The organism is Pseudomonas sp. PGPPP4, assembly GCF_002256045.1.
Classification (GTDB): Bacteria; Pseudomonadota; Gammaproteobacteria; order Pseudomonadales; family Pseudomonadaceae; genus Chryseomonas; species Chryseomonas oryzihabitans.
On sequence record NZ_NKID01000010.1, the window covers coordinates 82790 to 106842 of the forward strand.

The window sequence follows — 24053 nt, forward strand, 5'->3', positions numbered from 1 at the left end:
CGGATTTTGCGCTGCAGGTGTGCGGTAAGCGGCGATCTGAATTCCTGAAGCGGTCATGTCTGGCAAACTGGCAAGGCGGTAGCGGATTTCAGAAAGCCGCCAGCGTGAAAAGGCAGACACTCGGTGCAGCACGCCATAACCATAACTTCGCATAATGTATATTATGTTAAATTGGATATGGACCTAGACTGACAACTGCCCTTTGCCATCCCCTCCAGTCTTTGACCTTATCCCTGATCCGGCCACCTGCTCAGACTCTGACTTCCCTACCCTGGCCCTGTTGATCAGCGATCAGGATCTTCTTGCATGACGATCCTGAAAACGCGTCCGTTGCGAACGACGCCTTCAGGATCTCTCGACTGATCACCGGCTGCCATCGAGTCCCTAGCTCGCCAACAGCTGCTCCAGTCGCTGCAGGCGCTCCTTGTACACACGCCGTGCGGCCAGCGCGTCCTCCAGGGTTACCGCCACGAATCGCGCCTTCTGGTTCGGCTGCAGCTGGCCGATCAGATCCAGGTCGCTGCTGATGACCGTGCCGATCATGGCGTAGCCGCCACCCGACACGGCGTCTCGGTGCAGGACGATGGGTTCGAGGCCGGCCGGCACCTGGATCGAGCCGATGGGATAACAGCTGTCGACGATATTGGACGGATCCGAGCCGGCGCCAAAGGGTTGTTCGCGCGGCGTGAATTGCAACGGCCGGCCGCCCTTGAATCTGTAGCCGATGCGATCGGCTTCGGAGCCCACCGTCCAGGTATCGGCGAAGAACGCCTCGGCGGCGTCCGCAGTCAGGCGGTGATGATAGAGACCCGGCACGACCCGCAGGGTCACCTCGCCACCGCAAGCCGGCACTAGGTCGACTGGCAACCGGATGCCAGCCTTGGCGCCTGTCGCTGGGCTTCCGACAGTCAGTTCGTCGCCCGCGGCGAGCCTTCGACCCTGGAAGCCACCGAGGCCGCCCAGGGTGTACGTCGAGCGACTGCCCAGCACCTCAGGCACGGCGAAACCACCCGCCACGGCCAGATAGCCACGGGCGCCAGCCTTGAGGTAATCGAACTTGAGCACCTGGCCGGCGCGCACGCTGAAGGCTTCGTCCAGTGGCATTTCGGCGCCGTCCAGGCGTGGCGTCATGCGCGCGCCGCTCAGGGCAACCAGGGCGTCTTCGGTAAAGTGCAGCTCCGGGCCGAGCAAGGTGCATTCCAGGGCGGCGGCGCCGGGTGCGTTGCCCACCAGCAGATTGGCCGCGCGCAAGGCATAGCTGTCCATGGCCCCGGACGGCGGGATGCCCAGGTGGTAGTAGCCTTCGCGACCAAGATCCTGGATCGAGGTGGCCAGGCCGGGTTTGAGTACCTTGATCATGCCGGCTCCTCCATCAGGGTGCGCGGATAGCCACGGGGATCGTCGAGAAAGGCGTCCAGGGAAAAGTCCACCGGACGGATATTCAGGGTGAAGCTACCCTCCTCTACCTCGGCCAGCATCCGGTCGTATTCGGCGCGGTCGATGGCGCGGAAACGGACGATGTCGCCGGGCCGGAAGAACACCATGTGGTCCTGCAGGTAATCGAGGCGCTGGGCCGGATCGTAGATGGGCGCCGGCGTCACGCCGAACATCTGGTAGCCGCCGGCGCCTCGTACCGAATAGATGCAGCCGAAGCAGCCGCCGTGGCCGAGGGTCTGTTTGGGCGTGTCGGTGCGGGGTCGCAGGTACTTGGGTACCTGCAGCTGCCGCTCGGCCTCGACCATCTGGAACATGAACGGCAATCCGGCGACGAAGCCCACCATGGAGACGAACCAGGGCGCGCCGCTGTGGGCCGCGATGAAGGCCTCGACATCGGCCAGGTCGTTGATGCGGGCGGCGTATTCCAGATCGGTAGCGGTCGGATCCTGGTGGCGATCGCGAAAGCGCATCAGCGTCTCGTGGGTCCAGGGGTCGTTGTAGAGCACCGGGATCTCGATCAGCCGCGTGGCCAGTTGGCGCTCGGCCACCGCCTGGTCTTCCACGCCCTGGACGGCGGCCAGCAGCCGGTCGGGCGGCAGGACATCGGGATCGAAGCGGATCTGGAAGGAGGCATTGGCCAGGCAGATGTCGTGGATGCCGGGCAGTTGCAGCGCCTGCACCGCACGGGTCATGGCCAGGCCACGGAAAAACGCCTCCAGGGACATGCTTTCGGACAATTCGACGAACAGGTGCTCGTCGCCGCCGAAGCTATAGCGGATCGCAGTCGTCATGCGGGAATCTCCTCGGCCAACCAGTGTTCCAGGGTACCGGTGTCGAAGCGGGCTTCGATCACCCAAGGTTCGTCCAGCAGGCGGCGATGCAGACTGGCGGTAGTAGCCATGCCGGTCAGACGCAACTGGTCCAGCGCCTGGCGAGCACGGGCCAGGGCCTCGCCGCGATCGGCGCCATGGGCGATGAGCTTGGCCAGCAGCGAGTCGTAATAAGGCGGCACTCGGTAGCCTGCATAGAGATGACTGTCGACGCGGATGCCCGGACCCTGCGGCCAGGCGAGCTGCTCGACGGTCCCGGGGCTGGGAAAGAAATTGCGCGCCGGATCTTCGGCGTTGAGTCTCAGCTCGATGGCGGCGCCCTGCAAATGGATGTCTTCCTGGCGCAGCCCCAGGGATTCACCTCCGGCGATGCGCAACATGGCCTGGACCAGATCGATGCCGGTGACCATCTCGGAGACCGGATGCTCCACCTGGATGCGGGTGTTCATCTCGATGAAGAAGAACTCGCCGCGGGCTTCGTCGAACAGGTATTCCAGGGTGCCGGCGCCACGATAGCCGAGGCTTTCGGCCAGGCGTACCGCGCTGGCGCAAAGGGTCTCGCGCTGGGCGGCGCTCAGGACCGGTGATGGCGCCTCTTCCAGGAGCTTCTGCCGGCGCCGCTGCAGCGAGCATTCGCGCTCGAACAGATGCACGGCGCGCTGGCCATCGCCAAGGATCTGTACCTCTATATGCCGAGCGCGCTCAATGAAGCGCTCCAGATAGAGGGCGCCGCTGCCAAAGGCGGTCTGGGCTTCACGCTGGGCGATGGGAAACTCCCGCGCCAGCTCGGCGGCGTCGCGCGCCAGGCGGATGCCCCGGCCGCCTCCTCCGGCCGATGCCTTGATCAGCAGCGGATAGCCCACCGTCGCGGCTGCCGCTATGGCGGCCTCTATATCGGCCGGTTCGCCGGCAGAGCCCGGTACCACCGGGACGCCAGCCGCCAGCGCGGTGCGGCGCGCCTCGGCCTTGTCGCCCATGCGGCGGATGATGTCACCCGAAGGGCCGACGAAGATGGCACCGGCCTCCTCCACCGCATCGGCAAAGGCGGCGTTCTCGGCCAGAAAGCCATAGCCGGGATGCACCGCATCGGCGCCGCTGTCTCGCAAGGCCTTGAGCAGTGCCTCTATATCGAGGTAGCTGCGATCCGCCCGCGCCGGGCCGATCACCACCACGGCATCGGCCTGGCGCGCCGCCAGCGAATCCCGGTCGGCCTCGCTGCAGGCCAGCACCGTCTCGATGTCCAACGCCTTGGCGGCGCGCAGGATACGGACGGCGATCTCGCCGCGATTGGCCACCAGCAGACGGCGGATGCCGCCCCCTGTCGTATTCACGAGGCGGCCTCGTTCAGGGTGGCCAGCAACTGACCGGGCTCGACCGGATCCCCGTCCTCGACGGCAAAGGCCGTCAGGGTCCCTTCGACCTCGGCATGAACCTCGGAGAATTGCTTCATCACCTCGACCAGGCCGATCACGGTGCCGGCGGTGACGGTTTCCCCGACATCCACATAGGGCGCCGCATCGGGCGTGGGTTTGCGATAGAACGTTCCGGGCAGGGGCGAGAGCACCGAATGTTCGGCCATGACGATTCCTCTTCTAGGCAATGTTGTCGGAAAGGCAGGCGTAGCTAAGGACGGGAGGACCCGGCGTCTTGGCGCCGGTGTCCGCATGGAAATTTAGTGAGCGCCCGGGGCGCGGATGGCGATGCCGGCGGCCTCCAGGCGCTGGCGGATGGCCTGGGCCAGGCCCAGCGCCCCGGGGGTGTCGCTGTGCAGGCAGATGGATTCGAAGGCCACCTCGACCTCGCCCCCCTCCACCGTGGCGACCCTTCCCTGCTGGCAGGCTCTGAGCACCCGTTCGGCCACCGCCTGGGGATCCAGCGCGCCCATGCGCCGGACCAGGACGATGGAGCCGCTGGCGTCGTAGTCCCGGTCGGCATAGAACTCGCGCACCAGGGGCTGGCCCAGCTCGCGACCGATCCGCCAGGTGGCCGAGTTGGGCAGGCAATAGAGCAGCAGCCCGGGTTCGAGGCGTTGCAGCGTCTCCACCAGCAGCCGGGCCGCCGCCTCGTCTCGCGCCAGGTGCATGAACAGCGCGCCATGGGGCTTGAGGTGCTGCAGCCGCAGGCCATGCAGCCGGGCGAATTCACGAAGGGCGCCAAGCTGATAAACGATATCGGCCACCAATTCCTCGGCGGGCATCTGCAGGGGCCGACGGCCGAACCCCACCAGGTCGCGATAGCCCGGATGGGCGCCGATGGCCACGTTGCGCGCCTTGGCCTGCAGCACGGTGCGCTGCATGAGGCCGGGATCGCCGGCATGGAAGCCGGTGGCGATATTGGCCGAGCTGACCAGGTCGAGCAGCTGGTCGTCCACGCCGTCGCCCAGCGTCCAGGCGCCAAAGCCCTCGCCCATGTCGGAATTGAAGTCCACCTCGATCATTGCGGTATTCCCTGGCAGCGGTACGGTGCCTTCGACCTTAGGACTGCCCTGCCCCCTTGGGAAGATTTATTATCCAAGGCCCAGTGTTCGGAAAAATCGATACCTCAGGACAGTCGCCATGGCCCTCACCCTGCGCCAACTCCGTTATTTCACCGCGACGGCAGAGCTGGGACAGATCTCCCAGGCGGCCATCCACCTGAACATTTCCCAGTCGGCGGTGACCAGCGCCATCCAGGAGCTGGAGGGCCTGCTGAGCACCAGTCTGTTCGTCCGTTCGGCGCAAGGCATGGCGCTGACCGATGCCGGTCGGCATTTTCTCAACCATGCCTATGGCATCCTGCGCGGGGTCGACGACGCCCTCGGCAGCGCCCTGCCCGATCACCGCGCCAGCGGCGAGCTACGCATCGCCGCCAGCTACACGGTGATCGGCTACTTCCTCCCCCACCACCTGCAACGCCTGGCGCAGCTCTATCCCGAGGTGACGGTGGCGGTACACGAGCAGGAGCGCCAGGCCATCGAGGAAGCGCTGCTGGACAAGCGCATCGACATGGCGGTGGTGCTGACCGCCAACCTGACCCACGAGGACATCGTCTCCGAGACGCTCTTCAATTCCGAACGCCGACTCTGGCTGCCCAGTGGCCATCCCTTGCGCGATCGACCCAACGTCAGCCTGGCCGATGTCGCCCGCGAACCCTATGTCCTGCTCACCGTCGACGAGGCCGAACAGAGCGCCATGCGCTATTGGCGCCAGGCCGGTCATGAGCCCCAGGTGCGGTTGCGTACCAGCTCGGTGGAGGCCGTGCGCAGCATGGTGGCCAATGGCAGCGGTGTCGCCATCCTGTCCGACTTGGTCTATCGGCCCTGGTCGCTGGAGGGCAAACGGCTGGAGACCCGCACCCTGGTGGAACCCATTACGCCCATGAGCGTGGGGCTGGCCTGGCATAGGGAGCGCCCGCTGACGCCGGCCATGCAGGCCTTTCGCAGCTACTTCCACAGCGCCTTTCTGGCGCCCCAGCAGTTGGGCGCGCGACGGTGATTGCAGGGATGAATCCTCACGGGCGAAAGGATTCGATCCGTATAACAGCCTGGATAGCCAAAATCCTCACGATCTTGAGGATTGCATCGATTATCCCTTTGGCGTTAGCCTGATCCTCACGCTCGTGAGGATAAATCATGCAGGTGCTACTCAAGAATGCCGCCGACCTCGGCGCCCTCGTCCGCCAGGTACGCAAGGCCCAGGCCCTGCGCCAGGACGACGCCGCCGGTAGCCTCGGCGTCAGCGAGAACTTTCTCGGCAAGGTCGAGCGCGGCGGCGAAACCGTCCAGTGGGGCAAGCTGTTCCAGGTATTGGAAGGCCTGGGCGTGCGCCTGATCGTGGATCTGCCCCCCGAGGTGGAAGCCCAGCCGGATACCCGGACACCATGAGGCGTGAACTCCTGGCCTGGATCGACGACCAGCTGGTGGGTCGGCTGGCTGACGAGAACGGTATCTGGTCGTTCCAGTACGCATCCGGTTGGCAGGCTTTCGGACTCTGTCCGCCATTGCCCTTGCAGCGAGCGCCGCTGATCGATGGCAGTTCGCAGCGCCCGGTGCAGTGGTACTTCGACAACCTGCTGCCCGAGGAAGGCCAGCGGCAACTGCTCGCCCAGGATGCGCGCCTGGAGGCTGCCGATGCCTTCGCCCTGCTGAGCTGGTACGGCGCCGAATCGGCCGGCTCCCTTACCCTGCTCGCCGAAGGCCAGCGCCTGCCGCCGGGGGATCGCCGCCCCCTGAGCGACGCCGACCTCTCCCGGCGGATTAAGGCCATGCCGCAGCTACCGCTGACCCACGAGGCGCTCAAGCGCATGTCGCTGGCCGGCGCCCAGCACAAGCTGGCGGTGATCCTCGATGAGCAAGGGCTGCAGGAACCCGTGGGCGCCCTGCCCTCGACCCATATCCTCAAGCCGGACCATCCCCACGAGGCCTTCGCCCATTCGGTGATCAACGAGTGGTTCACCATGCGCCTGGCGGGTATGGCCGGGCTGATCGTTCCTGCCGTCGAGCGCCGCTACGTGCCCGAGCCGGTCTATCTGATCGAGCGCTTCGACCGCGTCCGCACCCCGGGCGGCTGGCAGCGACGCCATGGCATCGACGCCTGCCAGGTGCTGGGGCTGGATCGTCATTTCAAGTACCAGGCGGGCAGCGTGGAGCGGCTGGCCGAGCTGGCCCGGCTGTGCGAGGCGCCCGCCGTGACCCGGACGCGGCTGTTCAACTGGCTGGCGTTCAACGTGCTGGTGGGCAATACCGATGCCCATCTGAAGAATCTGGGCTTTCTGGTCTCACCGCGGGGGCTCGCCCTGGCGCCCTGCTATGACCTGCTCTGCACGGCCGTATACGAGAGCCGCGCCTTCGACCAGCAGCGCTGGCCGGACGCGACCACCCTCGCCTGGCCGATCCTCGGTGAAAGCCGGCTGGCAGCCATCGACCGCGAGCGCTTGCTGGATGCCGCCGAGGTGCTGGGTATCAAGCGCTCGCCAGCCGCGGCCCAGTTGCAACGCCTGCGCCAGCGCCTGCCCTCCCAGGCCCAGCAGTTGCTGGAACAGACCGAGCGAGAGAACCAGGCCCTGGCCGGCGCGCGGCCAGAGTTACGCGCAGTCTTCGCTGGTGAGTTGCGCTGCCTGCGGGCGATCAGGGCGCTGATCGCCGAACAGGTCGAGCGGCTGGCCTGACGGCCCCGCTGCTGAGGGCTACGTTCAAAGGGGCAACACCGCCAGTAGCCGCTCGCGTCTGAGCTGCTGCAGGCGGGCGATCAGCTCGCCCGTGGGCGTGCCGCTGGTGAACCGTTGCAGGCGCTGACCGGCGACCGATCCCAGCCATTCCAGCTCGTTAAAACCTTCCGGCTCGACCGCCAGCAGCAGGCAGTCACCGCCCAGCCGGGACAACAACCCCACGATCCGACTGCGTGGACCCTGCGCCAGCCACTCCTCGTGCAACCCTGCAGCGTCCTCCAGTTGCAGCACCGGGAGGTCGCTGCAACCGGGCAAGCCGCTGCGCAATTCAGCCGTCACCGCAGGGTCGAGACCGCCATGCAGGATGACCAGCGCCACGGCCGGTCGGAGGTCGTCTACCGCTGTCCAAGGTTGGCTAGTCATGCCGGACCTCCTCGTGACCGGTCGTGGCCTGGGCTCAGGCGAAGGCGTTGTGGTAGGCGTTGAGCGCCGGGGCGCCCCCGAGGTGAACATAGAGCACCCGGCTGCCCTTGGCGATCTCGCCACTGCGCGCCATGGCGATCAGCCCGGCCATGGATTTGCCCTCGTAGACCGGGTCGGTGAGCATCCCCTCCATCTGCGCGGTATAGCGGATGGCCTCGACGGTGGGGCCATCCGGCAGACCGTAGTCGGGGCCGCAGAAACGCGGCTCGATGATGACGTCCTCGTCGCGGATCTCCTTGTCCAGGCCAATCATCTCGGCGGTGTTGCGCGCGATCTTGGTCACCGCGGCGCGGGTCATCCCGGCGTCCGCCGCCGTGTCGATACCGATCAGGCGACGCTCGCGCTCCTGGGCGCGAAAGCCCACCACCATGCCGCCCTGGGTCGAACCAGTGCAGGTGGCCGTGACCACGGTATCGAAGAAGAGACCCTGGTCGCGCTCCTGGGCGGCCAATTCATCGGCGAAATGGGCATAGCCGAGACCACCCAGGGGATGGTCCGAGGCGCCGGCGGGAATGGCATAGGGCTTGCCGCCTTCACGCCGCACCTCGTCCAGGGCGCGCTCCCAGGTGGCTTTCACCGCGGTGGAATAGCCCTCGCCTTCCAGCAGCGTCTGGGCGCCCATCAGGCGAGACAGCAGGATGTTGCCGACCTTGTCGTAGACCGGGTCTTCCCACTTGGTCCACTCCTCCTGGACCAGCCGGCATTTCATGCCCAGCACCGCGGCGACGGCGGCGACCTGGCGCGTGTGGTTGGACTGGATGTTGCCGATGGACACCAGGGTGTCGCAGCCCTGCGCCAGGGCATCGGCCGCCAGCCATTCCAGCTTGCGCACCTTGTTGCCGCCATAGGCGAGACCGGAGGAGACGTCGTCGCGCTTGGCCCAGAGTTCGATACCGAGGTCCTTCGACATACGCTCCAGCTTGTGCAGGGGCGACGGGAAATAACCGAGCTTGACGCGGGGAAAACGCTTTTCGAGATCCAGGGACATAGCAGCGACTCCAGTGGTGAGAAAACGCCTTCAATGCTAGGGAAAAGCCTGAAAAAGGTGCTTTCGAATGAGCGGTATGAAATCTGCTTTCCTTTTATTCAATTCAAAGGATTCACATAGACGTTCTTCCAAAAACCGCCTTTCAAGGAGAATCTTTCGATGAGCGAAGCTGCGGAACTGACCCCGGTCGAACGCAAGATCCTGCGCGCTCTGCAACAGGACGGACGGCTGAGCAATGCCGAGCTGGCGCGCCAGGTTTCCCTGAGTCCGAGCGCCTGCTGGAACCACACGCGCAAGCTGTTCGAGAGCGGCGTCATCACGGGTGTCAGGGCCCATGTGGATCCCAAGGCGGTGCAACGGGAGACCGCGGTGCTGGTGGGCGTGGTGCTGGACAGGTCGACCCCCGAATCCTTCCAGGCCTTCGAGGCGGCCGCCCGCGCCCTGCCCCCGGTGCTGGAGTGCTACCTGGTGGCCGGCGACGTGGACTACTTCATCAAGCTCAGGGTCAAGGACATTGCGGCTTTCAATCGCCTGCACAGCGAGCGGCTGATCGCCCTGCCCGGCGTGCGCCAGGTGCGCACCTTTTTCGTGCTGAACGAGATCAAGACCGATGGATTGTTGCCCATCTGATTCGGCGGGTGGCGGCTAAGGAGGGACGGGTGCCGAGCGGCGCCTGTTCAGACAAGGGGTTTCACAGAGGGCGGCGTCCTGATTCGACGCCGCCACAGGTCATTACACGACCACGTTCAACAGCAACACCACAATCAAACCGACCACGGCGACGATCGATTGCACCACCGAAATGGTCTTGGTGGCTTCGCCCATCGTCATGCCGAAGGATTCCTTCACCATCCAGAAACCTGCATGGTTGGCGTAGTTGAAGAACAGCGAGCCGCAGCCAATGGACAAAGCCAACAGCGGCAGGTTGAGGCTGGGATCAGCACCGGCAAGTGGTGCCAGCAAGCCGGCAGCCCCCACGATACCTACCGTGGCAGAACCGGTAGAGACCGAAAGCAACATGGCGATCAACCAACCCAGGACCAGCGGAGGGACCGCCGCCTGCTGAGTCAGGTGCACAATCGCATCGCCCACCTTGGCGCTGGTCAGCAGCTGCTGAAAGGCACCACCGCCAGCGATGATCATGATGATCGAGGCGATTGGCTTGAGGCTCTTGCCCAGCGATTCGCGCAATTGTTCCGCATCGCCGCCGCGCGCGAGTACCAGGCTCGCCCCGGCGAACAGCACGCCCAGCAGCATCGCTATCAGCGGATTGCCGAGGAAACCGGCCATTTTTAGCAGCGCACTGTCCTTGGCCAATACCATCTCGGCGACGGCATGGATCATCATCAGGATCGCCGGCAGCAAGGCTGCCAGCACGCCAAGGTATACGCTGGGGCTTGGTTTATCGTCGGCTTTTTCAGCCAGGGTGAACTGATCCAGCAACACCTGATCGGGCCGAGTGCTCATGCGTGGGGAAATGAATGCGCCATACAGGGGGCCGCCCAAAATCATGGCCGGGATAGCCGCCAGGAAACCATAGAGCATGGTCGGCCCGACCGAGGTTTTCAGCGCGGCGATGGCCGTCAACGGGCCAGGGTGCGGCGGGACCATACCGTGCATGGCGGCCAGGGCGGCAATCACCGGAACGCCGACATAGACATACGCGGAACCCTTGAAGCGCGCCTGACCTTCCAGCTTGCGCGCCACGCTGAAGATCAGCGGCAGCATGATCACCAGGCCGACCTCGAAAAACATCGGAATGCCAATTACAAACGCGACCATCATCATCGCCCAGGGAATCATCCGATCCGATGTGCGCTTGAGGATGACCGCAGCAATCTGCTCGGTGATGCCGGCGTCCGCAAGTATTTTGCCGAGCATCGCCCCCAGCGCGATGACCACCCCCACTGCCCCCAGTGTCTTGCCGGCGCCGGTGATCAAATTGGAGACGATGCGATCTGGCTCCATACCGGTTGCAAAGCCTACGCCGACGGAAACTACCAGCAAAGCCAACAGCGGGTGCATTTTGAGGCGCGAGACGATCAGCACTACCAGCATCAGAACGCTGATCAATGCAGTCAATAACAGATCTATATCCAAGGGAGTCATGAAAGGTTCTCGGTTGGGCGGGTGCCTAAGTTCTTGTAAGTGGGTGAGATGAATGGCTTAGGCAAAAGCTAAGTAGCCGCGTCCGCCTCCTTAAAAACCAAAACGCTTCGCTACGCAGACAGGCGTTAGCGAATATCCACGCGGTAGCGGAAATGCTCCGCGTGGCCGCGCGAGCGACGCCATTCCAGCGGCGTACCCGCATAATCGCGGGCCAAACGCTCGATCACGATCACCGGACTGTTGACCGCTACCTGGAGCAGTCGGGCATGCACGTCATTCACCGATTCAGCGGTCAGGGTTTCTTCGGCCGATGCAACAACCTGTCCGCACACTTCTTCGTAAATCGGATACAGCAGGGGCCCTTCGCGACTGAGGTCGATCTCCAGCAGCGCCTGAAACCGCTGGCGGGGCAACCAGATTTCTTCGGCGAGCACCGGTTTAACATCGAGCAATCGCACACGGACAATACGAATGACCAGCGCATCGGCGGGCAACCCTAGCGCTTGCGCTACGGCCGAGGGTGCTGCAACGGGTTCGATCGAGAGGATGCGACTCTCCGGGACCTGGCGCTCACCGGAAACAGTCTGGAATCGGAAGAAACGGAACAAGGAGGATTGAAACTGCGCCCGTCGAATGAACGTCCCTCGCCCTTGCTGACGTTCCAGAATGCCCTCACTGACTAACGCATCAATTGCTTTGCGCACCGTGCCGGTGGACAGTTGATACTCCGCAGACAGGGCCGCTTCAGTAGGGATCGCCTCCCCCGGACGCCAGCGATTATTGGCGATCTGCTCAGCTAACTGGTCACGCAGGCGTTGGTACAGCGGCAGTCGGGCATCACTGGATAGGGAATTCATCGACATTATTCGCCTTGTTATCTAGTCATCTATATGAATCTTGCGGCGAGTATTTGTCCAGATAATTTCGCTGTCAAGGAACGGCCTTTTTTGCTGCCGACTAAAGGCTGCCTACAGCCCTCTCGTAGCGATGTGGGTCTTCGCCGGCAGTTGTGACCCCCGCCGGCTAGGAGTCGGGCCTGTTTCGAAAACCGACAAGAGGATCAGGCCTTTACGGCCAGGGCGAGGATGGTGGCGACCAGCGCCTGGGTGCGCGGGACCAGGGTGTCGAGCACCAGGAACTCGGCGTCGGTATGCACCCTGCCGCCGACCGGGCCCAGGCCACAGAGGGTGGGCACACCTAGGCTTGCGGTAAAGCCGGAATCGGCGCAACCACCGGTGAATTCCCCCTCCACGCTGAAGCCGAGTGCCTGCGCTTCGCGCTGGTAGAGCGCCAGTAGGTCACGGCTCAGGTGCTCTTCCATGGGCAGGAACAGGCCGGTGGTGGTGACGCTGGCCCGGGTTCCCGGCAGCTCTTCCTCGACGACGATGGCCTCGATGCGCTTCTGCAGTTCGGGCCAGTCGGCCAGGGCGACGAAGCGCACGTCCAGGCGCGCGGTGGCGCTGGGCGCGACGGTATTGCTCGAGGTACCGCCCTCGATCAGGCCGACATTGGTGGTGATGCCGCGCTCGTAGTCGGTCAGGGCGTGCAGCTTGACCACCTTGAGCGCCAGGGCCTGGATGGCGCTGGCGCCTTCGGCGTGATTGACCCCGGAATGCGCTGCTCGCCCGCTGACTTTGATGGTGAGGCTGGCACCGCCCTTGCGCGCCTTGACCACGTTGCCGCTGACCCGCCCGGGCTCGCAGTTCAGTACCGCCCGGGCTGCGCGCGCCGCGGCTTCCAGGTGAGGACGTGCCGTGCCGGAGCCGATCTCTTCGTCACCGGTGTAGAGCACCCGGACCGGGAATGGCAGCTCGCCCGCGCGCTTGAGCGCGCGCAAGGCGAAGCAACTCGCCACCAGGCCACCCTTCATGTCCGCGACACCGGGACCATAGGCCTGGCGGGCATCCTGGGTGAAGCCGCGGCTGGCTACGGTGCCCGGCGGAAAGACGGTGTCGCGATGGCCCAGCAGCAGCACCGCGGCGCCGGTGGCGGGCCCCACCTGGGCGGCGAGGGCATCACCGAAGTCGGTTACCGGCGTCCGGGCGACCTCGATGCCATCCTCGGCCAGGGCCGCGGTGAGCACGGCGCCGACGGCATCCACGCCGGCCTTGTCGTAGCTGTTGGAATCGGTGTCGACCAGGCGTTGCAGCAGGCGGGTCATCGGCTCGCGCTGGGTGGCGAGCCACTCCAGGGCGGCGGTCTTGGCGAGGGACATCAGCGAGAGCTCCAGCGATCGCCCAGGTCCCAGAACAGCCCGGCCATGAGTTGCAGCCCCTGCCGCACGACCGGGGCCAGGAGATGCTCGTTGGGCGCGTGCTGGGAGCAGGCAGGATAGGAATGGGGTACCCAGAGGGTGGGCAGTTCGAGGATGTCGGCAAAGATGTCATTGGGCAAGCCGCCGCCGAAATTGGGCAGCAAGGCGGGCTTTTCGCCCAGGGTGTGGGTCAGGGACGTCAGCGCCCAGTCCACCCAGGGATTCTCCGGGTCCAGCCGCGAGGCGTGGAGGATCTCGTCCTTGGCACGGGTGACCCGCACCGCGGCGAAACCCCGCTCGGCCAGGTGCGCCTCGATCAGCGGAATGAAGGTCGCGCAGTCGCAGCCGGCGACGAAGCGGATCTGGCAGTGGGCACGGGCACTGCCGGGAATGGCATTGACCGGTGCCTCGGGATTGCCGGTGGTGAAGGCCAGCAGTTCGAAGGTGTTCCAGCCGTAGACGCGTTCGGCCGGGGTCAGCCCGGGCTCGCCCCAGAGCGGATCGATGGCCGGATCGCCCGGCGCGCCACCCACCTCGATGTCGGCCAGCGCACGGCGCACCGGTGCGGGCAGCTCGGTGGGCTTGAGCCCCGCGACCTGGATCTGGCCCCTGGCATCCACCAGGCTGGCCAGGGCATGGGCGAGGATGATGCCGGGATTGGCCAGCAGCCCGCCCCAGTTGCCGGAGTGATGGCCGCCTTCGCGCAGGTCCAGGTGCAGGTCGAGATTGAAGGTGCCCCGGGCACCCAGGAACAGCGTGGGCCGGGATGCCGAGACCCGCGGACCGTCGGAGGCGATGAACAGGTCTGCGGCCAGGGCCTGGCGCTGCTCCTGGCAGAAGGTGCGCAGGCCGACCGAGCCGATCTCCTCGCCCATCTCCAGCAGCAGCTTGACGTTGTAGCCCAGGCGCCCGCCGCGCGCGGCGATCACCTGCTCCAGCGCCGCCAGGTTGAGCAGGTGCTGGCCCTTGTTGTCGGCGGTACCGCGGCCGTACCAGCGCTCGCCCTGCTCCACCAGCGTCCAGGGCGCGAGGCCCTCGCGCCAGCGACTGGCGTCGCCGCGCACCACGTCGCCGTGGCCATAGCTGAGCAGGGTCGGCAGCGTCGGGTCCTCGATCCGCTCGGCGATCAGCAAGGGCCCCTTGCCGGCGACCGGATTGTCCAGCCGCCGACTGGTGAAGCCGAGACTGGCCACATAGGGGGCGATGAACTCATCCAGGTAGCGCCCCAGCTCCGCCTGGCGCTCGGGTTCCTGGCTTTCGGTGGGATGGGCCACGGCGGTGGCTAGCCGGGCACGGAAGGCGCCGCTGTCGAAGTGCGCGGCGGCAAGCTCAAGGGCATGGGTACGGCTGGTCATGGCGGACTCCGGGGTCAGGCGGGTTCGGGCAGGTGGCAGCGCTTGCTGCCGCCGGGGATGGTTTCGCGTTCCGGATAGCGCTCGGCGCAGGGGCCGAAGCAGCGCGGACAGCGGGGATGGAAGGCGCAGCCGCTGGGCGGCGAGATGGGGTTGGGAAAGCTGCCGCCCAGGCCCAGCGCCGGGAGCCCCAGCGCCGGATCGGGGGTGAGCACCGCGTCCAGCAGCGCCCGGGTGTAGGGATGCGCCGGCTGGGCGAACAGCGCCGCCCGCTCCCGCTCCTCGACGATCTTGCCGAGGTACATCACCGCCACCCGGTCGGCCAGGTGTTCCACCACCGCCAGGTTGTGGCTGATGAGCAGATAGGTCAGGCCGAATTCACGCTTGAGTTCCAGCAGCAGGTTGAGGATCTGCGCCTGCACCGAGACGTCCAGCGCCGAGGTGGGTTCGTCGCAGATCAGCACGTCCGGGCGCATCACCAGGGCGCGGGCGATGGCCACCCGCTGGCGCTGGCCGCCACTGAGCTGACCGGGATGGCTGTCGGCGGCGCGACGCGGCAAGCCCACCACGTCGAGCATTTCGGCGACCCGCCGTTGCTGTTCGGCGGGCGTGCCCAGGCTATGCACCTTGAGCGGCAGCGCCACGATCTCGCGCACCGTCTTGCGCGGATTGAGCGACGAATAAGGGTCTTGGAAGATCGGCTGGATGTGCCGGGCCATGCGTTTGCGATCCACCCCGCGCAGGTGCTCGCCACCCACCAGGATGTCGCCGCTGGTGGGCGCCAGCAGCCCCAGCAGCAGCTTGGCCAGGGTGCTCTTGCCACACCCCGACTCCCCCACCAGCCCCAGGGTCTCGCCGCGATAGAGCCGCAGCGAGATGCCATCCACCGCCTTGAGGGTGGCGGGCGGGCGGAACAGGCCGCGACCCAGGGTGAATTCGCGGCGGATGTCACACAGCTCCAGGGCGATCTCGCGGCTCATCGCACACCTCCGACCCGGCGCAGGGGCTCGCTGGGCAAGGCGAAATGGCAACGCGCCAGGTGCGCGCCCTCCTCCAGCAAGGGCACGCTGTCGGCGCAGGCCGCCACCGCCTGCGGGCATCTATTGCGAAAGGCGCAGCCGTGCTGTTCGCCGACCAGGCTGGGTACCAGGCCGGGAATGGCGCCCAGCGGCTGCCCGGGACGGGTCCGGCCCGGTACCGGGATGCTCGCCAGCAGGCCGCGGGTATAGGGATGCCGGGGGGCGGCGAAAAGCTCGGCGGCCGGTGCCTGCTCGACGATCTGGCCGGCATACATCACCGCCACCCGGTCAGCGATGCGCGCCACCAGCCCCAGATCGTGGGTGATGAAGACGATGGCCGTGCCGAATTCCCGCTGCAGGTCGCGCAACAGGTGCAGGATCTGCGCCTGGATGGTGACGTCCAGCGCCGTGGTGGGTTCGTCGGCGATGATGAGGTCCGGCTCGCACAGCAGCGCCATGGCGATGACCACCCGCTGGCGCAAGCCACCACTGAGCTGATGCGGATACTGGCGCAGGCGCTCGCCGGCGTTGCTGATGCCGACCTTTTCCAGCATGGCCTCGGCCCGGGCCCAGGCGGCCTTGCGGTCCAGCCTGCGGTGACGGCGCAGCACCTCGGCGAGCTGGTCGCCAATGCTGTAGGCCGGATTGAGGGCGGTCATGGGCTCCTGGAAGATCATCGCCAGGCGATTGCCACGCAGGTCGCGCATGCCCCTTTCACCCAGGGTCAGCAGGTCGTGTTCGCCCAGCGTCAGCCGCGCCGCCTGGCGCCGGGCCTGCCGCGGCAGGAGGTCCATCAGCGCCAGGGAGGTGAGCGATTTGCCGCAGCCGGATTCGCCCACCAGGCAGAGCATCTCGCCCCGCTCCACCTGCAGGTCCAGGCCGCGCACGGCGTGCAGGGTGTCGTCCCCCAGGGGGATGTCGATGCGCAGGTCTTTAACGTCGAGCAGTGCCATGGTCAGTCCTCCGCTTAGTTGCGCCCGCTGGGCGCGGCCAGGTCCCGGATGCCGTCGCCGACCAGGTTGATGGCCAGCACCAGCAGCATCAGGGCGACGCCGGGGATGGCGATCACCCAGGGCGAAAAGAACATGTAGGGCTTGCCTTCGGCGATCATCAGGCCCCAGGACGGTAACGGCGGCTGCACGCCCACGCCGAGAAAGGACAGGGTCGCTTCCAGCAGGATGGCGTGGGCCATCTCCAGAGTGATCACCACGATCAGCGCCCCCAGCAGATTGGGCAGGATCTCGCCGACGATGACCCGCCAGGGCGAGCAGCCCAGGGCCTGGGCGGCGGCGACGTATTCGGCATCGCGGATCTGCTGCACCGCGGCGCGCACCACCACGGCGAAGCGATCCCACAGCAGACAGCCGAGCAGGATCACCACCACCTGCAGCGAGCCGCCCACCAGGGAGGCGGCGGCCAGGGCTACCATCACCACCGGCAAGGCCAGGCGGGTGGTCACCAGGTAGCTCACCAGGGCGTCGACCTTGCCGCCGTAGTAGCCGGCCAATACCCCGAGCAGGGTGCCGATGGCGCCGGAGATGAGCGCCGCGGCCAGGCCGATGAACAGCGAGATGCGGGCGCCATAGAGCAGGCGAGACAGGTAGTCGCGGCCGAGCTTGTCGGTGCCCAGCGGATGGGCCCAGGTGCTCTTGGCCATCCATACCGGAGGTTTCATCCGCTGCATCACGTCCTGGGCGTAGGGGTCGTGGGGCGCCAGCCAGGGCGCGGCCAGGGCGGCGAACACGATGATGACCAGCAGCACGGCGCCGAGGGCGAAGCCGCGGTGGCCGAACCAGCGGCGCAGCTGGCGACCCAGGGTCGGACGCGGGGGCAGATAGTCGTCGAGCACGAAGGGATTGGCGACGGTCATGGGGCCTCCTAGCGCACGCGAATGCGCGGGTCGAGCAAGGCGTTGAGCAGATCGGCCAGCAGCGTCAGCACGATGTAGATCAACGCGATCAAGAGAACGATGGCCTGCACCACCGGGAAGTCGTTGCGGGCGATGGCGTCCCAGGCCAGCTGGCCGATGCCCTGCAGCGAGAACACCGCCTCGATCACCACCGAGCCGCCCAGCATGAAGCCGAACTCCACCGCGGCCAGGGCCACCACCGGGATCAGCGCATTGCGCAGGGCGTGCTTGAACAGCACCCGCGCCGGACTCAGGCCCTTGGCCCGGGCGGTGCGGATGTAGTCGGCGCCCAGCACATCGAGCATCCCGGCGCGGGTCAGGCGCATCAGCGAGGGCGTGGCGTAGTAGCCCAGGGCGATCGCCGGCAGGATGAAGTGCTGCCAGCTGGTATTGCCGGACACCGGCAGCCACTTGAGGGTCACGGCGAAGACGACGATCAGCACCAGGGCGAACCAGAAGCTGGGCATCGCCTGGCCAAAGGTCGCCAGGGTCAGCGCCAGGCGGTCGATCCAGGTGTCGCGCTTGACCGCGGCCAGTACCCCGAGCGGGATGGCGATGAGTAGCGCCACCAGCAACGCGATGGCGCCCAGGGTCAGGGTGATGGGCAGGCGGCTGGCGATGAGGTCCCGCACCGATTCCTGGAAGAAGAACGACTGCCCCAGATCCAGCCGCAGCAACTGCCCGACCCACTCGACGTACTGGGTCGCCAGGGGTTTATCGAGTCCGTGTTGATGACGCACCACCTCGATCTGTTCGGCGGTGGCTTCGGGGCCGGCGATGGCAGTGGCCAGATCGCCGGACAGGTGCAGCAGGAAGAAGCTGATGAGGGAAACGGTAAAGGCCACGGCCAGGGCGATACCCAGGCGGCGCAGGAGGTATGCTGACATGCTCGGCTCCTCGGCGAGAGACGCCCCCGTGCGGGGCGCCGGGACGGATCAGTTCCAGTGGGCCAGGGCGAATCGCGGCAACTCGTCCGGATAGGGCTGGAAGGCCAGGTCCGAGGTGAAGGCATAGTTGATGGAATAGTTGAACACCGGCGCCCAGTAGGCCTGCTCGGCGATCCGCTGCAGCGCCTTGCGGTAGTTCTCCTTGCGCACGGCCGGGTCCATGGCGGTGTCGGCCACCTTGAGCCAGTCGATCACCTGGGGATCCTTGGCCACGTCGTCGGCATTGCCCTTGAAATAGACGCCGGTGGCCGCCGAGGCATCGGCGATGGAGAAGGAACCCCAGGCGAGAAAGGCCATGGGCACCTTGCCGGCGCGCTGCTGGTCACGCAGCGCGGCGTATTTCAGATAGCGCAGCTTGGCGTCGATGCCCACCGCGCGCAGGTCGCCGATCAGCGCCTCGACCACGTCGCGGTCGCGGTAGGCGAAGATCTCGGTGCTGAAGCCATTGGGGTAGCCGGCGGCCTTGAGCAGGGCCTTGGCCTTGGCCGGATCGTAGGGATAGCCCGGCACCGCCTTGGCGTCGCAACCGAATTGCTCCGGATAGCAGGCCACCTGCAGCGGCTGGCTGCCGCCCCCCATGAGCTGACTGGCGATGGCTTTGCGGTTGATCGCGTAGTTGACCGCCTGGCGTACCTCCGCCTTGGCAAAGGGCGAATCCGGGCTGGAGGCGCCCTGGGCATCCATGCTGAGGAAGCCGATCCTCATGCTGGCCCCGCTCTCCACGGTGAGATTGGGCGCGGCCTTGAGTTGCTCGGCCTGGTCCGGCGCCACGCGCCAGGCCCAGTCGATGCCGCCGGTCATGAGTTCGGCGAGTCGGGTCTCGGCGTCGGGAATGACGCGGAACTGGATATGGCCGATGCGTGGCTGCCCCTGGGGGCTGTCCTTGAAGTAGTTGGGATTGCGCTCCAGCGTGACGCCCTGGCCGCTGGTGACCGCGACGATGCGATAGGGCCCGGTACCCACCGGCTTCTGCGCGAAGCCCGCCAGGCCCACCTGCTGGAAATACTTGCCGGGATAGATGGGCAAGGGATTGGCGAGGTATTCCAGCGCGGCTGGAAACGGCTGCTTGAGGTGCAGGCGGATCTTGTATTCGCCCAGCTTCTCGGCGCTCTTGATCCAGTTGACGTTCTGCTGGGTGACCACCTTGCCCTCGGGCGAGGCCACGTAGTTGAAGGTGAAGACCACGTCATCGGCGGTGAAGGAATCGCCGTTGTGGAAGGTCACGCCCTGACGCAGATCGAAGTCGAGGGTCAGCGGATCGACCTGCTGCCAGTGGGTGGCCAGCATCGGCTTGTATTCGCCGGTCTGGGGGTCGCGGTAGATCAGGGTGTCCCAGGCCAGGTGGGCGAGGATGACGCCTTCACGGGCATCGTTGTGATAGGGGCTGACGTTTTCGGGTTCGGTGTCGGAGGCGTAGACCAGGGTGTCGTTGGCCTTGCCGGCGAAGGCCTGGCCCTGGGCCAGGAAGAGGGAAAACGCGATGCCACAAGCGAAACCTTTGAGTCCCATGCCGTCTGTCTCCGGGGCGGTGGTTGGTCAAAGGCAGGTCCGCGAAGCGCGGGGAAGGAGTTCTTGCTGAAGCCTGTTATTGGTCTCTTGACCCGACTCTAGGTCTTGCCATCCCATGCCACAAGCAGAATATTTAGATGCAAGCCATGCCTTTTCGGCAAAGGAGGCCCTATGCAGCCCTACGGAATCCAGTCCACCGCCCTGCGCTATTTCCTCGAGGTGGTGCGCTGCGGCTCGATCAGCGAAGCCTCCCAACGGCTCAATGTCGCGGCCAGTGCCGTGAGTCGCCAGATCGCCAAGCTGGAACGCGAACTGGAGACGCCGTTGCTCGAACGCCGTGCTCGCGGGGTGGTGCCCAGCGCCGCCGGCGAACGCCTGGCGGTGCATGCGCGGAAGGCGCAGCTGGCCAGTGAGCAGGTGGCGGCCGAACTGCGCGGCCTGGCCGACCTCCGCCGCGGTCAGGTGCGCCTGGCCACCACCGAAGGCTTTTCGCTGGACTTCCTGCCCGAGCTGATCGCCGCCTTTCGCCAGGGCTACGCCGGCATCCACTTTTCCCTGGAGGTCTGCGCCCCCGCCGTGGTGACCCGCCGGGTCCAGGAAGGCGATGCCGACCTGGGCCTGACCTTCAGCCTGAGGCCCGAGCCGGATATCCGCGTCGAGGCCACCCTGAGTGGCGCCATCAAGGCGATCGTCGTTCCCGACCATCCGCTCGCCAGCCGCACCGGCCTGGCCCTGGTCGATCTGCAGCCCTATCCCCTGGCGCTGCCGACGCCAGACACCACGATCCGCCAGCTGTTCGACATCTGCTGTGGCGTCCAGGGCCTGTCGTTCGAGCCGGTGCTGGTGAGCAACAACATGCAGGCGCTCTATCGCTTCGCCGCCTTGGGCGCAGGCGTTAGCCTGTTCAGCGAACTGAGCCTGCGCAGCCGGCTGCGCGAGGGCCAGCTGGTGGCGCTGCCTCTGCTGGACGAGGGCCTGGCGGCCCGGCGGATCGAATTGCAGAGCATGGCGGGTCGCGAATTGCCGCCGGCGGTCAATGCCTTCCGCCACGCGCTGATCGCGGCGCTGGGGCGCTGAGTCAAAGCGGTGCACCCTGCCGCCCCGAACGCACGGCAACGGGGCGGCGCGAGGGTTGCGGCAGCACCGTCACAGCTCGAAATCCGCGTGGCACGGGGTCCGGCGGCAACTGGCACGCATCTGGCAAAAGCTACAGCGTGCAGGAGCACCGGCCAGCCGGTTTGATGCACCACAATCTGCAATGGATGACTAGGGTTCCGACTCGCGCGTGCGGGTGTCTGGTCCGAGAGTCGTCGACCTCTGATGGGGTTACACGGCGGGACAAAAGCCCGGGAGACACAGCGCCAGTCGCGTGCTCCTGTCCCGTCGTCCATCCTATTGGAGGTCCCATGCGCCATCCCCTGCTCGCCTCGCTCATTCTCGGTTGTTCCCTGCTGCTCGGTGCCACCGCTCAGGCGGCGCCGCGCGACGACTTCAAGGTGTGCTGGACGATCTATGCCGGCTGGATGCCCTGGGGCGAAGCCCAGGCCCAGGGCATCGTCGACAAGTGGGCCAAGAAATACGGCATCCACGTCGAGGTCGTGCAGCTCAACGACTACGTCGAATCCATCAATCAATACACCACCGGCCAGTTCGATGGCTGCGCCATGACCAACATGGACGCCCTGACCATTCCGGCCGCGGGCGGCGTGGACAGCACGGCGCTGATCGTCAGCGACTACTCCAACGGCAATGACGGCGTGGTGATGAAGGGCAAGGGCAAGACCCTGGCCGACCTCAAGAGCCAGCAGGTCAACCTGGTGCAATTCTCCGTCTCCCACTACCTGCTGGCGCGAGCGCTGCAGAGCGTGGGGCTGAGCGAGAGGGACCTGACCACCGTCAACACCTCCGACGCCGACATCGTGGCCGCCTTCCAGACCGCCGACGTGCGCAACGTGGTGACCTGGAATCCGCTGCTGGCCGAGATCAAGGCCCAGCCGGACACCACCGAGGTGTTCGACTCCAGCAAGATTCCCGGCGAGATCCTCGACATGATGGTGGTGAACACCGCCACGCTCAAGGATAACCCGGCCCTGGGCAAGGCCTTGACCGGTGCCTGGTTCGAGATGCTGGCGCTGATGAAGTCCGGCGATGCCAAGGGCAAGGCGACCCTGGAGGCCATGGCCAAGGCCTCGGGTACCGATCTCGCCGGCTTCCAGGCGCAGCTGGACAAGACCCGGCTGTTCGCCACGCCCGCCGAGGCCCTGGCCTTCGTCCAGGACCCCGCGCTGCCCACCACCATGCAGCGCATCGCCCACTTCTCCTTCGAACACGGCCTGCTGGGCCAGGGCGCGCCCAGCGCCGAGGCCATCGGCATCGCCTATCCGGGTGGCAAGACCAGCGGGGACGCGGGCAATCTCAAGCTGCGCTTCGATCCGACCTTCGTACAGCTGGCCGCCGACGGCAAGCTCTGAGCCCCGCCGCGAGGACGACGCCCATGCGCTTTATCAATCGGCATCCCGATCGGGGCGGCCGGCTCCTGCTGGTCCTGCTGCCCTTCGCCCTGCTCGCCCTGCTCTATCTGGTGGGCTCGGCCACCCGGCTGGCGGAAAACCCCAACGACAAGCTGTTGCCCAGCGTGGCACAGATGGCCGATGCGGTGCAGCGCCTGGCCTTTACCGCCGACGTGCGTACCGGCGGCTATCCGTTCTGGCAGGACACCCTAGCCAGCCTGCAACGCCTGGGGCTGGGCCTGGGGATCGCCGCGCTGATCGCCCTGGTGGTGGGCATCGCCGCGGGCAGCCTGCCCCTGGTCGGCGCGCCGCTGTCGCCACTGGTGACGGTGCTCTCGATGATCCCGCCCCTGGCGATCCTGCCGATCCTCTTCATCGTCTTCGGCCTGGGCGAACTGGCCAAGGTGATGCTGATCGTGGTGGGCGTCACTCCGGTGCTGATCCGTGAGCTCGACCAGCGCGCCCGCGAATTGCCCCGCGAGTTGCTGATCAAGGCCCAGACCCTGGGCGCCAACAGCTGGACGGTGATCCTGCGCCTGGTGCTGCCGCAACTGCTGCCGCGCCTGCTCATCGCCCTGCGGCTGCAGCTGGGCGCCGCCTGGCTGTTTCTCATCGCCGCCGAGGCCATCGCCGCCACCGACGGCCTGGGCTATCGCATCTTTCTGGTGCGGCGCTACCTGGCCATGGACGTGATCCTGCCCTATGTGGCCTGGATCACCCTGCTGGCCTGGCTGCTGGACGCCGGTCTGCGGCTGCTGACGCGACGCGCCTTTCCCTGGTACGGGGAGGCTCGTTGATGATCGAGGTCCGCAATCTCTGGCAACGCTACGGCGAGCAGGTGGTGCTCGAAGGCCTCAACCTGCAGGTGCGCGAAGGCGAATTCTGCGCCCTGGTAGGTGCCTCCGGCTGCGGCAAGTCCACCTTCCTGCGCCTGCTGCTCGGCCAGGAGCGCCCCAGCCGGGGCGAGATCCGCATCGATGGTCAGCCGCTGTCGGCGGAACCGGATCCCGAGCGGGGCGTGGTCTTTCAGCGCTATTCGGTCTTTCCCCACCTGAGCGTGCTGGACAACGTCGCCCTGGGCCTGGAATTGCCCAGGTCCCCGCTGCTCGGCCGGCTGCTGGGTACGGCCAAGCGCCAGGCCCGGGAACAGGCCGCAACCCTGCTCGAGCGCGTCGGCCTGGGCCAGGCGCTGGGCAAGTACCCGGGGCAGCTGTCCGGCGGCATGCAACAGCGCCTCGCCATCGCCCAGGCGCTGATCGTCCGGCCGCGCATCCTGCTCCTGGACGAGCCTTTCGGCGCCCTCGATCCCGGCATCCGCAAGGACATGCACGCCCTGCTGCTGGAGCTCTGGCACGAGCGCCCGCTCACGGTGTTCATGGTCACCCATGACCTGCACGAGGGCTTCAGCCTGGCCACCCGGGTGCTGGTGTTCGACAAGGTCCGTCAGGACCCGCAAGCCCCCGGTGCCTATGGCGCCCGCATCACCTACGACCTGCCCCTGACCGCCAAGACCCCGCCCGTGCATGCGGCCGGGGCGCGGCCGGCCCTTATCTGACGAGGT

24 protein-coding genes and 1 riboswitch are annotated in these 24053 nt (G+C 66.4%); of the genes, 8 read left to right on the forward strand and 16 right to left on the reverse strand.

Translation table 11 applies throughout. The annotated features are described in order from the left end of the window. Window positions 1-384: 384 nt before the first annotated feature. The 5 genes from CFE50_RS17670 to CFE50_RS17690 all read right to left on the reverse strand — a co-directional run bounded on the left by CFE50_RS17670 (window position 385) and on the right by CFE50_RS17690 (window position 4704). Window positions 385-1359, reverse strand: coding sequence for a 5-oxoprolinase subunit C family protein (locus CFE50_RS17670; protein ID WP_286736403.1), 975 nt, complete (start codon window positions 1357-1359; stop codon window positions 385-387). Next, a complete protein-coding gene (locus CFE50_RS17675) occupies window positions 1356-2228 on the reverse strand; it encodes a 5-oxoprolinase subunit B family protein (RefSeq protein ID WP_286736405.1) in 873 nt (290 codons plus the stop codon). The genes CFE50_RS17670 and CFE50_RS17675 overlap by 4 nt, the downstream gene beginning before the upstream one ends. After that, the gene (locus CFE50_RS17680; protein ID WP_286736407.1) at window positions 2225-3598 is read right to left on the reverse strand and encodes an acetyl-CoA carboxylase biotin carboxylase subunit; all 1374 of its coding nucleotides are present in this window, start codon (window positions 3596-3598) and stop codon (window positions 2225-2227) included. Before CFE50_RS17680 ends, CFE50_RS17675 begins: the two co-directional genes overlap by 4 nt. After that, window positions 3595-3846: an acetyl-CoA carboxylase gene (locus CFE50_RS17685; protein WP_286736409.1), complete on the reverse strand. Its 252-nt coding sequence runs from the start codon at window positions 3844-3846 to the stop codon at window positions 3595-3597. The genes CFE50_RS17680 and CFE50_RS17685 overlap by 4 nt, the downstream gene beginning before the upstream one ends. 93 nt (window positions 3847-3939) lie before the next feature. Continuing rightward, window positions 3940-4704 carry a 5-oxoprolinase subunit PxpA gene (locus tag CFE50_RS17690; protein WP_241809192.1) on the reverse strand — a complete coding sequence of 255 codons (765 nt, stop codon included), beginning with the start codon at window positions 4702-4704 and terminating at the stop codon, window positions 3940-3942. A gap of 118 nt (window positions 4705-4822) precedes the next feature. Between CFE50_RS17690 and CFE50_RS17695 the strand changes: the two genes are divergently transcribed. The 3 genes from CFE50_RS17695 to CFE50_RS17705 all read left to right on the forward strand — a co-directional run bounded on the left by CFE50_RS17695 (window position 4823) and on the right by CFE50_RS17705 (window position 7412). Continuing rightward, the gene (locus CFE50_RS17695) at window positions 4823-5740 is read left to right on the forward strand and encodes a LysR family transcriptional regulator (protein ID WP_286736412.1); all 918 of its coding nucleotides are present in this window, start codon (window positions 4823-4825) and stop codon (window positions 5738-5740) included. Window positions 5741-5877: 137 nt separating this feature from the next. Then, window positions 5878-6129: a helix-turn-helix domain-containing protein gene (locus CFE50_RS17700; protein ID WP_241809194.1), complete on the forward strand. Its 252-nt coding sequence runs from the start codon at window positions 5878-5880 to the stop codon at window positions 6127-6129. Then, the gene (locus CFE50_RS17705) at window positions 6126-7412 is read left to right on the forward strand and encodes a HipA domain-containing protein (RefSeq protein WP_286736414.1); all 1287 of its coding nucleotides are present in this window, start codon (window positions 6126-6128) and stop codon (window positions 7410-7412) included. Before CFE50_RS17700 ends, CFE50_RS17705 begins: the two co-directional genes overlap by 4 nt. 24 nt (window positions 7413-7436) lie before the next feature. Here the strand turns inward: CFE50_RS17705 and CFE50_RS17710 are convergent, their stop codons facing one another. Further along, complete coding sequence (locus CFE50_RS17710) at window positions 7437-7835, reverse strand: hypothetical protein (protein ID WP_241809196.1); 399 nt, start codon at window positions 7833-7835, stop codon at window positions 7437-7439. Window positions 7836-7869: 34 nt separating this feature from the next. Further along, entirely contained in the window at window positions 7870-8883 is a 1014-nt protein-coding gene (locus tag CFE50_RS17715; RefSeq protein WP_007161738.1) for a 1-aminocyclopropane-1-carboxylate deaminase, read from the reverse strand. 159 nt (window positions 8884-9042) lie between these two features. On the opposite strand from CFE50_RS17715, the gene CFE50_RS17720 reads away from it, so the two are divergent. After that, window positions 9043-9513 (forward strand): Lrp/AsnC family transcriptional regulator, encoded by a 471-nt coding sequence (locus tag CFE50_RS17720; RefSeq protein ID WP_241809197.1) that lies wholly within the window; start codon window positions 9043-9045, stop codon window positions 9511-9513. A gap of 102 nt (window positions 9514-9615) precedes the next feature. On the opposite strand, the gene CFE50_RS17725 is transcribed toward CFE50_RS17720, so the two are convergent. The 9 genes from CFE50_RS17725 to CFE50_RS17765 all read right to left on the reverse strand — a co-directional run bounded on the left by CFE50_RS17725 (window position 9616) and on the right by CFE50_RS17765 (window position 19982). Beyond that, on the reverse strand, window positions 9616-10992 hold the full coding sequence (locus CFE50_RS17725) for a GntP family permease (protein ID WP_286736419.1): 1377 nt from the start codon (window positions 10990-10992) through the stop codon (window positions 9616-9618). Between the two features lie 125 nt (window positions 10993-11117). After that, window positions 11118-11849, reverse strand: a complete 732-nt coding sequence (locus tag CFE50_RS17730; protein ID WP_286736573.1) for a GntR family transcriptional regulator — start codon at window positions 11847-11849, stop codon at window positions 11118-11120. A 203-nt stretch (window positions 11850-12052) separates the two neighbouring features. After that, window positions 12053-13207 (reverse strand): M20 family metallopeptidase, encoded by a 1155-nt coding sequence (locus CFE50_RS17735; protein ID WP_286736421.1) that lies wholly within the window; start codon window positions 13205-13207, stop codon window positions 12053-12055. After that, window positions 13207-14601: a M20 family metallopeptidase gene (locus CFE50_RS17740; protein WP_286736423.1), complete on the reverse strand. Its 1395-nt coding sequence runs from the start codon at window positions 14599-14601 to the stop codon at window positions 13207-13209. The genes CFE50_RS17735 and CFE50_RS17740 overlap by 1 nt, the downstream gene beginning before the upstream one ends. A gap of 14 nt (window positions 14602-14615) precedes the next feature. Continuing rightward, window positions 14616-15578: an ABC transporter ATP-binding protein gene (locus CFE50_RS17745; RefSeq protein WP_286736424.1), complete on the reverse strand. Its 963-nt coding sequence runs from the start codon at window positions 15576-15578 to the stop codon at window positions 14616-14618. Beyond that, the gene (locus CFE50_RS17750) at window positions 15575-16570 is read right to left on the reverse strand and encodes an ABC transporter ATP-binding protein (protein ID WP_027602318.1); all 996 of its coding nucleotides are present in this window, start codon (window positions 16568-16570) and stop codon (window positions 15575-15577) included. Before CFE50_RS17750 ends, CFE50_RS17745 begins: the two co-directional genes overlap by 4 nt. A gap of 14 nt (window positions 16571-16584) precedes the next feature. Then, window positions 16585-17487: an ABC transporter permease gene (locus CFE50_RS17755; RefSeq protein WP_286736426.1), complete on the reverse strand. Its 903-nt coding sequence runs from the start codon at window positions 17485-17487 to the stop codon at window positions 16585-16587. Between the two features lie 8 nt (window positions 17488-17495). Continuing rightward, window positions 17496-18413: an ABC transporter permease gene (locus tag CFE50_RS17760; protein ID WP_007161747.1), complete on the reverse strand. Its 918-nt coding sequence runs from the start codon at window positions 18411-18413 to the stop codon at window positions 17496-17498. A 48-nt stretch (window positions 18414-18461) separates the two neighbouring features. After that, window positions 18462-19982: an ABC transporter substrate-binding protein gene (locus CFE50_RS17765; RefSeq protein WP_286736429.1), complete on the reverse strand. Its 1521-nt coding sequence runs from the start codon at window positions 19980-19982 to the stop codon at window positions 18462-18464. Window positions 19983-20153: 171 nt separating this feature from the next. Between CFE50_RS17765 and CFE50_RS17770 the strand changes: the two genes are divergently transcribed. The 4 genes from CFE50_RS17770 (at window position 20154) to CFE50_RS17785 (ending at window position 24047) form a co-directional block, all read left to right on the forward strand. Continuing rightward, on the forward strand, window positions 20154-21059 hold the full coding sequence (locus CFE50_RS17770) for a LysR family transcriptional regulator (protein WP_241809207.1): 906 nt from the start codon (window positions 20154-20156) through the stop codon (window positions 21057-21059). Between the two features lie 178 nt (window positions 21060-21237). Beyond that, a riboswitch (guanidine-I (ykkC/yxkD leader) is annotated at window positions 21238-21337 on the forward strand. A gap of 51 nt (window positions 21338-21388) precedes the next feature. After that, entirely contained in the window at window positions 21389-22453 is a 1065-nt protein-coding gene (locus tag CFE50_RS17775) for a putative urea ABC transporter substrate-binding protein (RefSeq protein WP_286736432.1), read from the forward strand. A 23-nt stretch (window positions 22454-22476) separates the two neighbouring features. Continuing rightward, the gene (locus tag CFE50_RS17780) at window positions 22477-23289 is read left to right on the forward strand and encodes an ABC transporter permease (protein ID WP_241809209.1); all 813 of its coding nucleotides are present in this window, start codon (window positions 22477-22479) and stop codon (window positions 23287-23289) included. Next, window positions 23289-24047 carry an ABC transporter ATP-binding protein gene (locus CFE50_RS17785; RefSeq protein WP_286736434.1) on the forward strand — a complete coding sequence of 253 codons (759 nt, stop codon included), beginning with the start codon at window positions 23289-23291 and terminating at the stop codon, window positions 24045-24047. Before CFE50_RS17780 ends, CFE50_RS17785 begins: the two co-directional genes overlap by 1 nt. Window positions 24048-24053 lie beyond the last annotated feature (6 nt).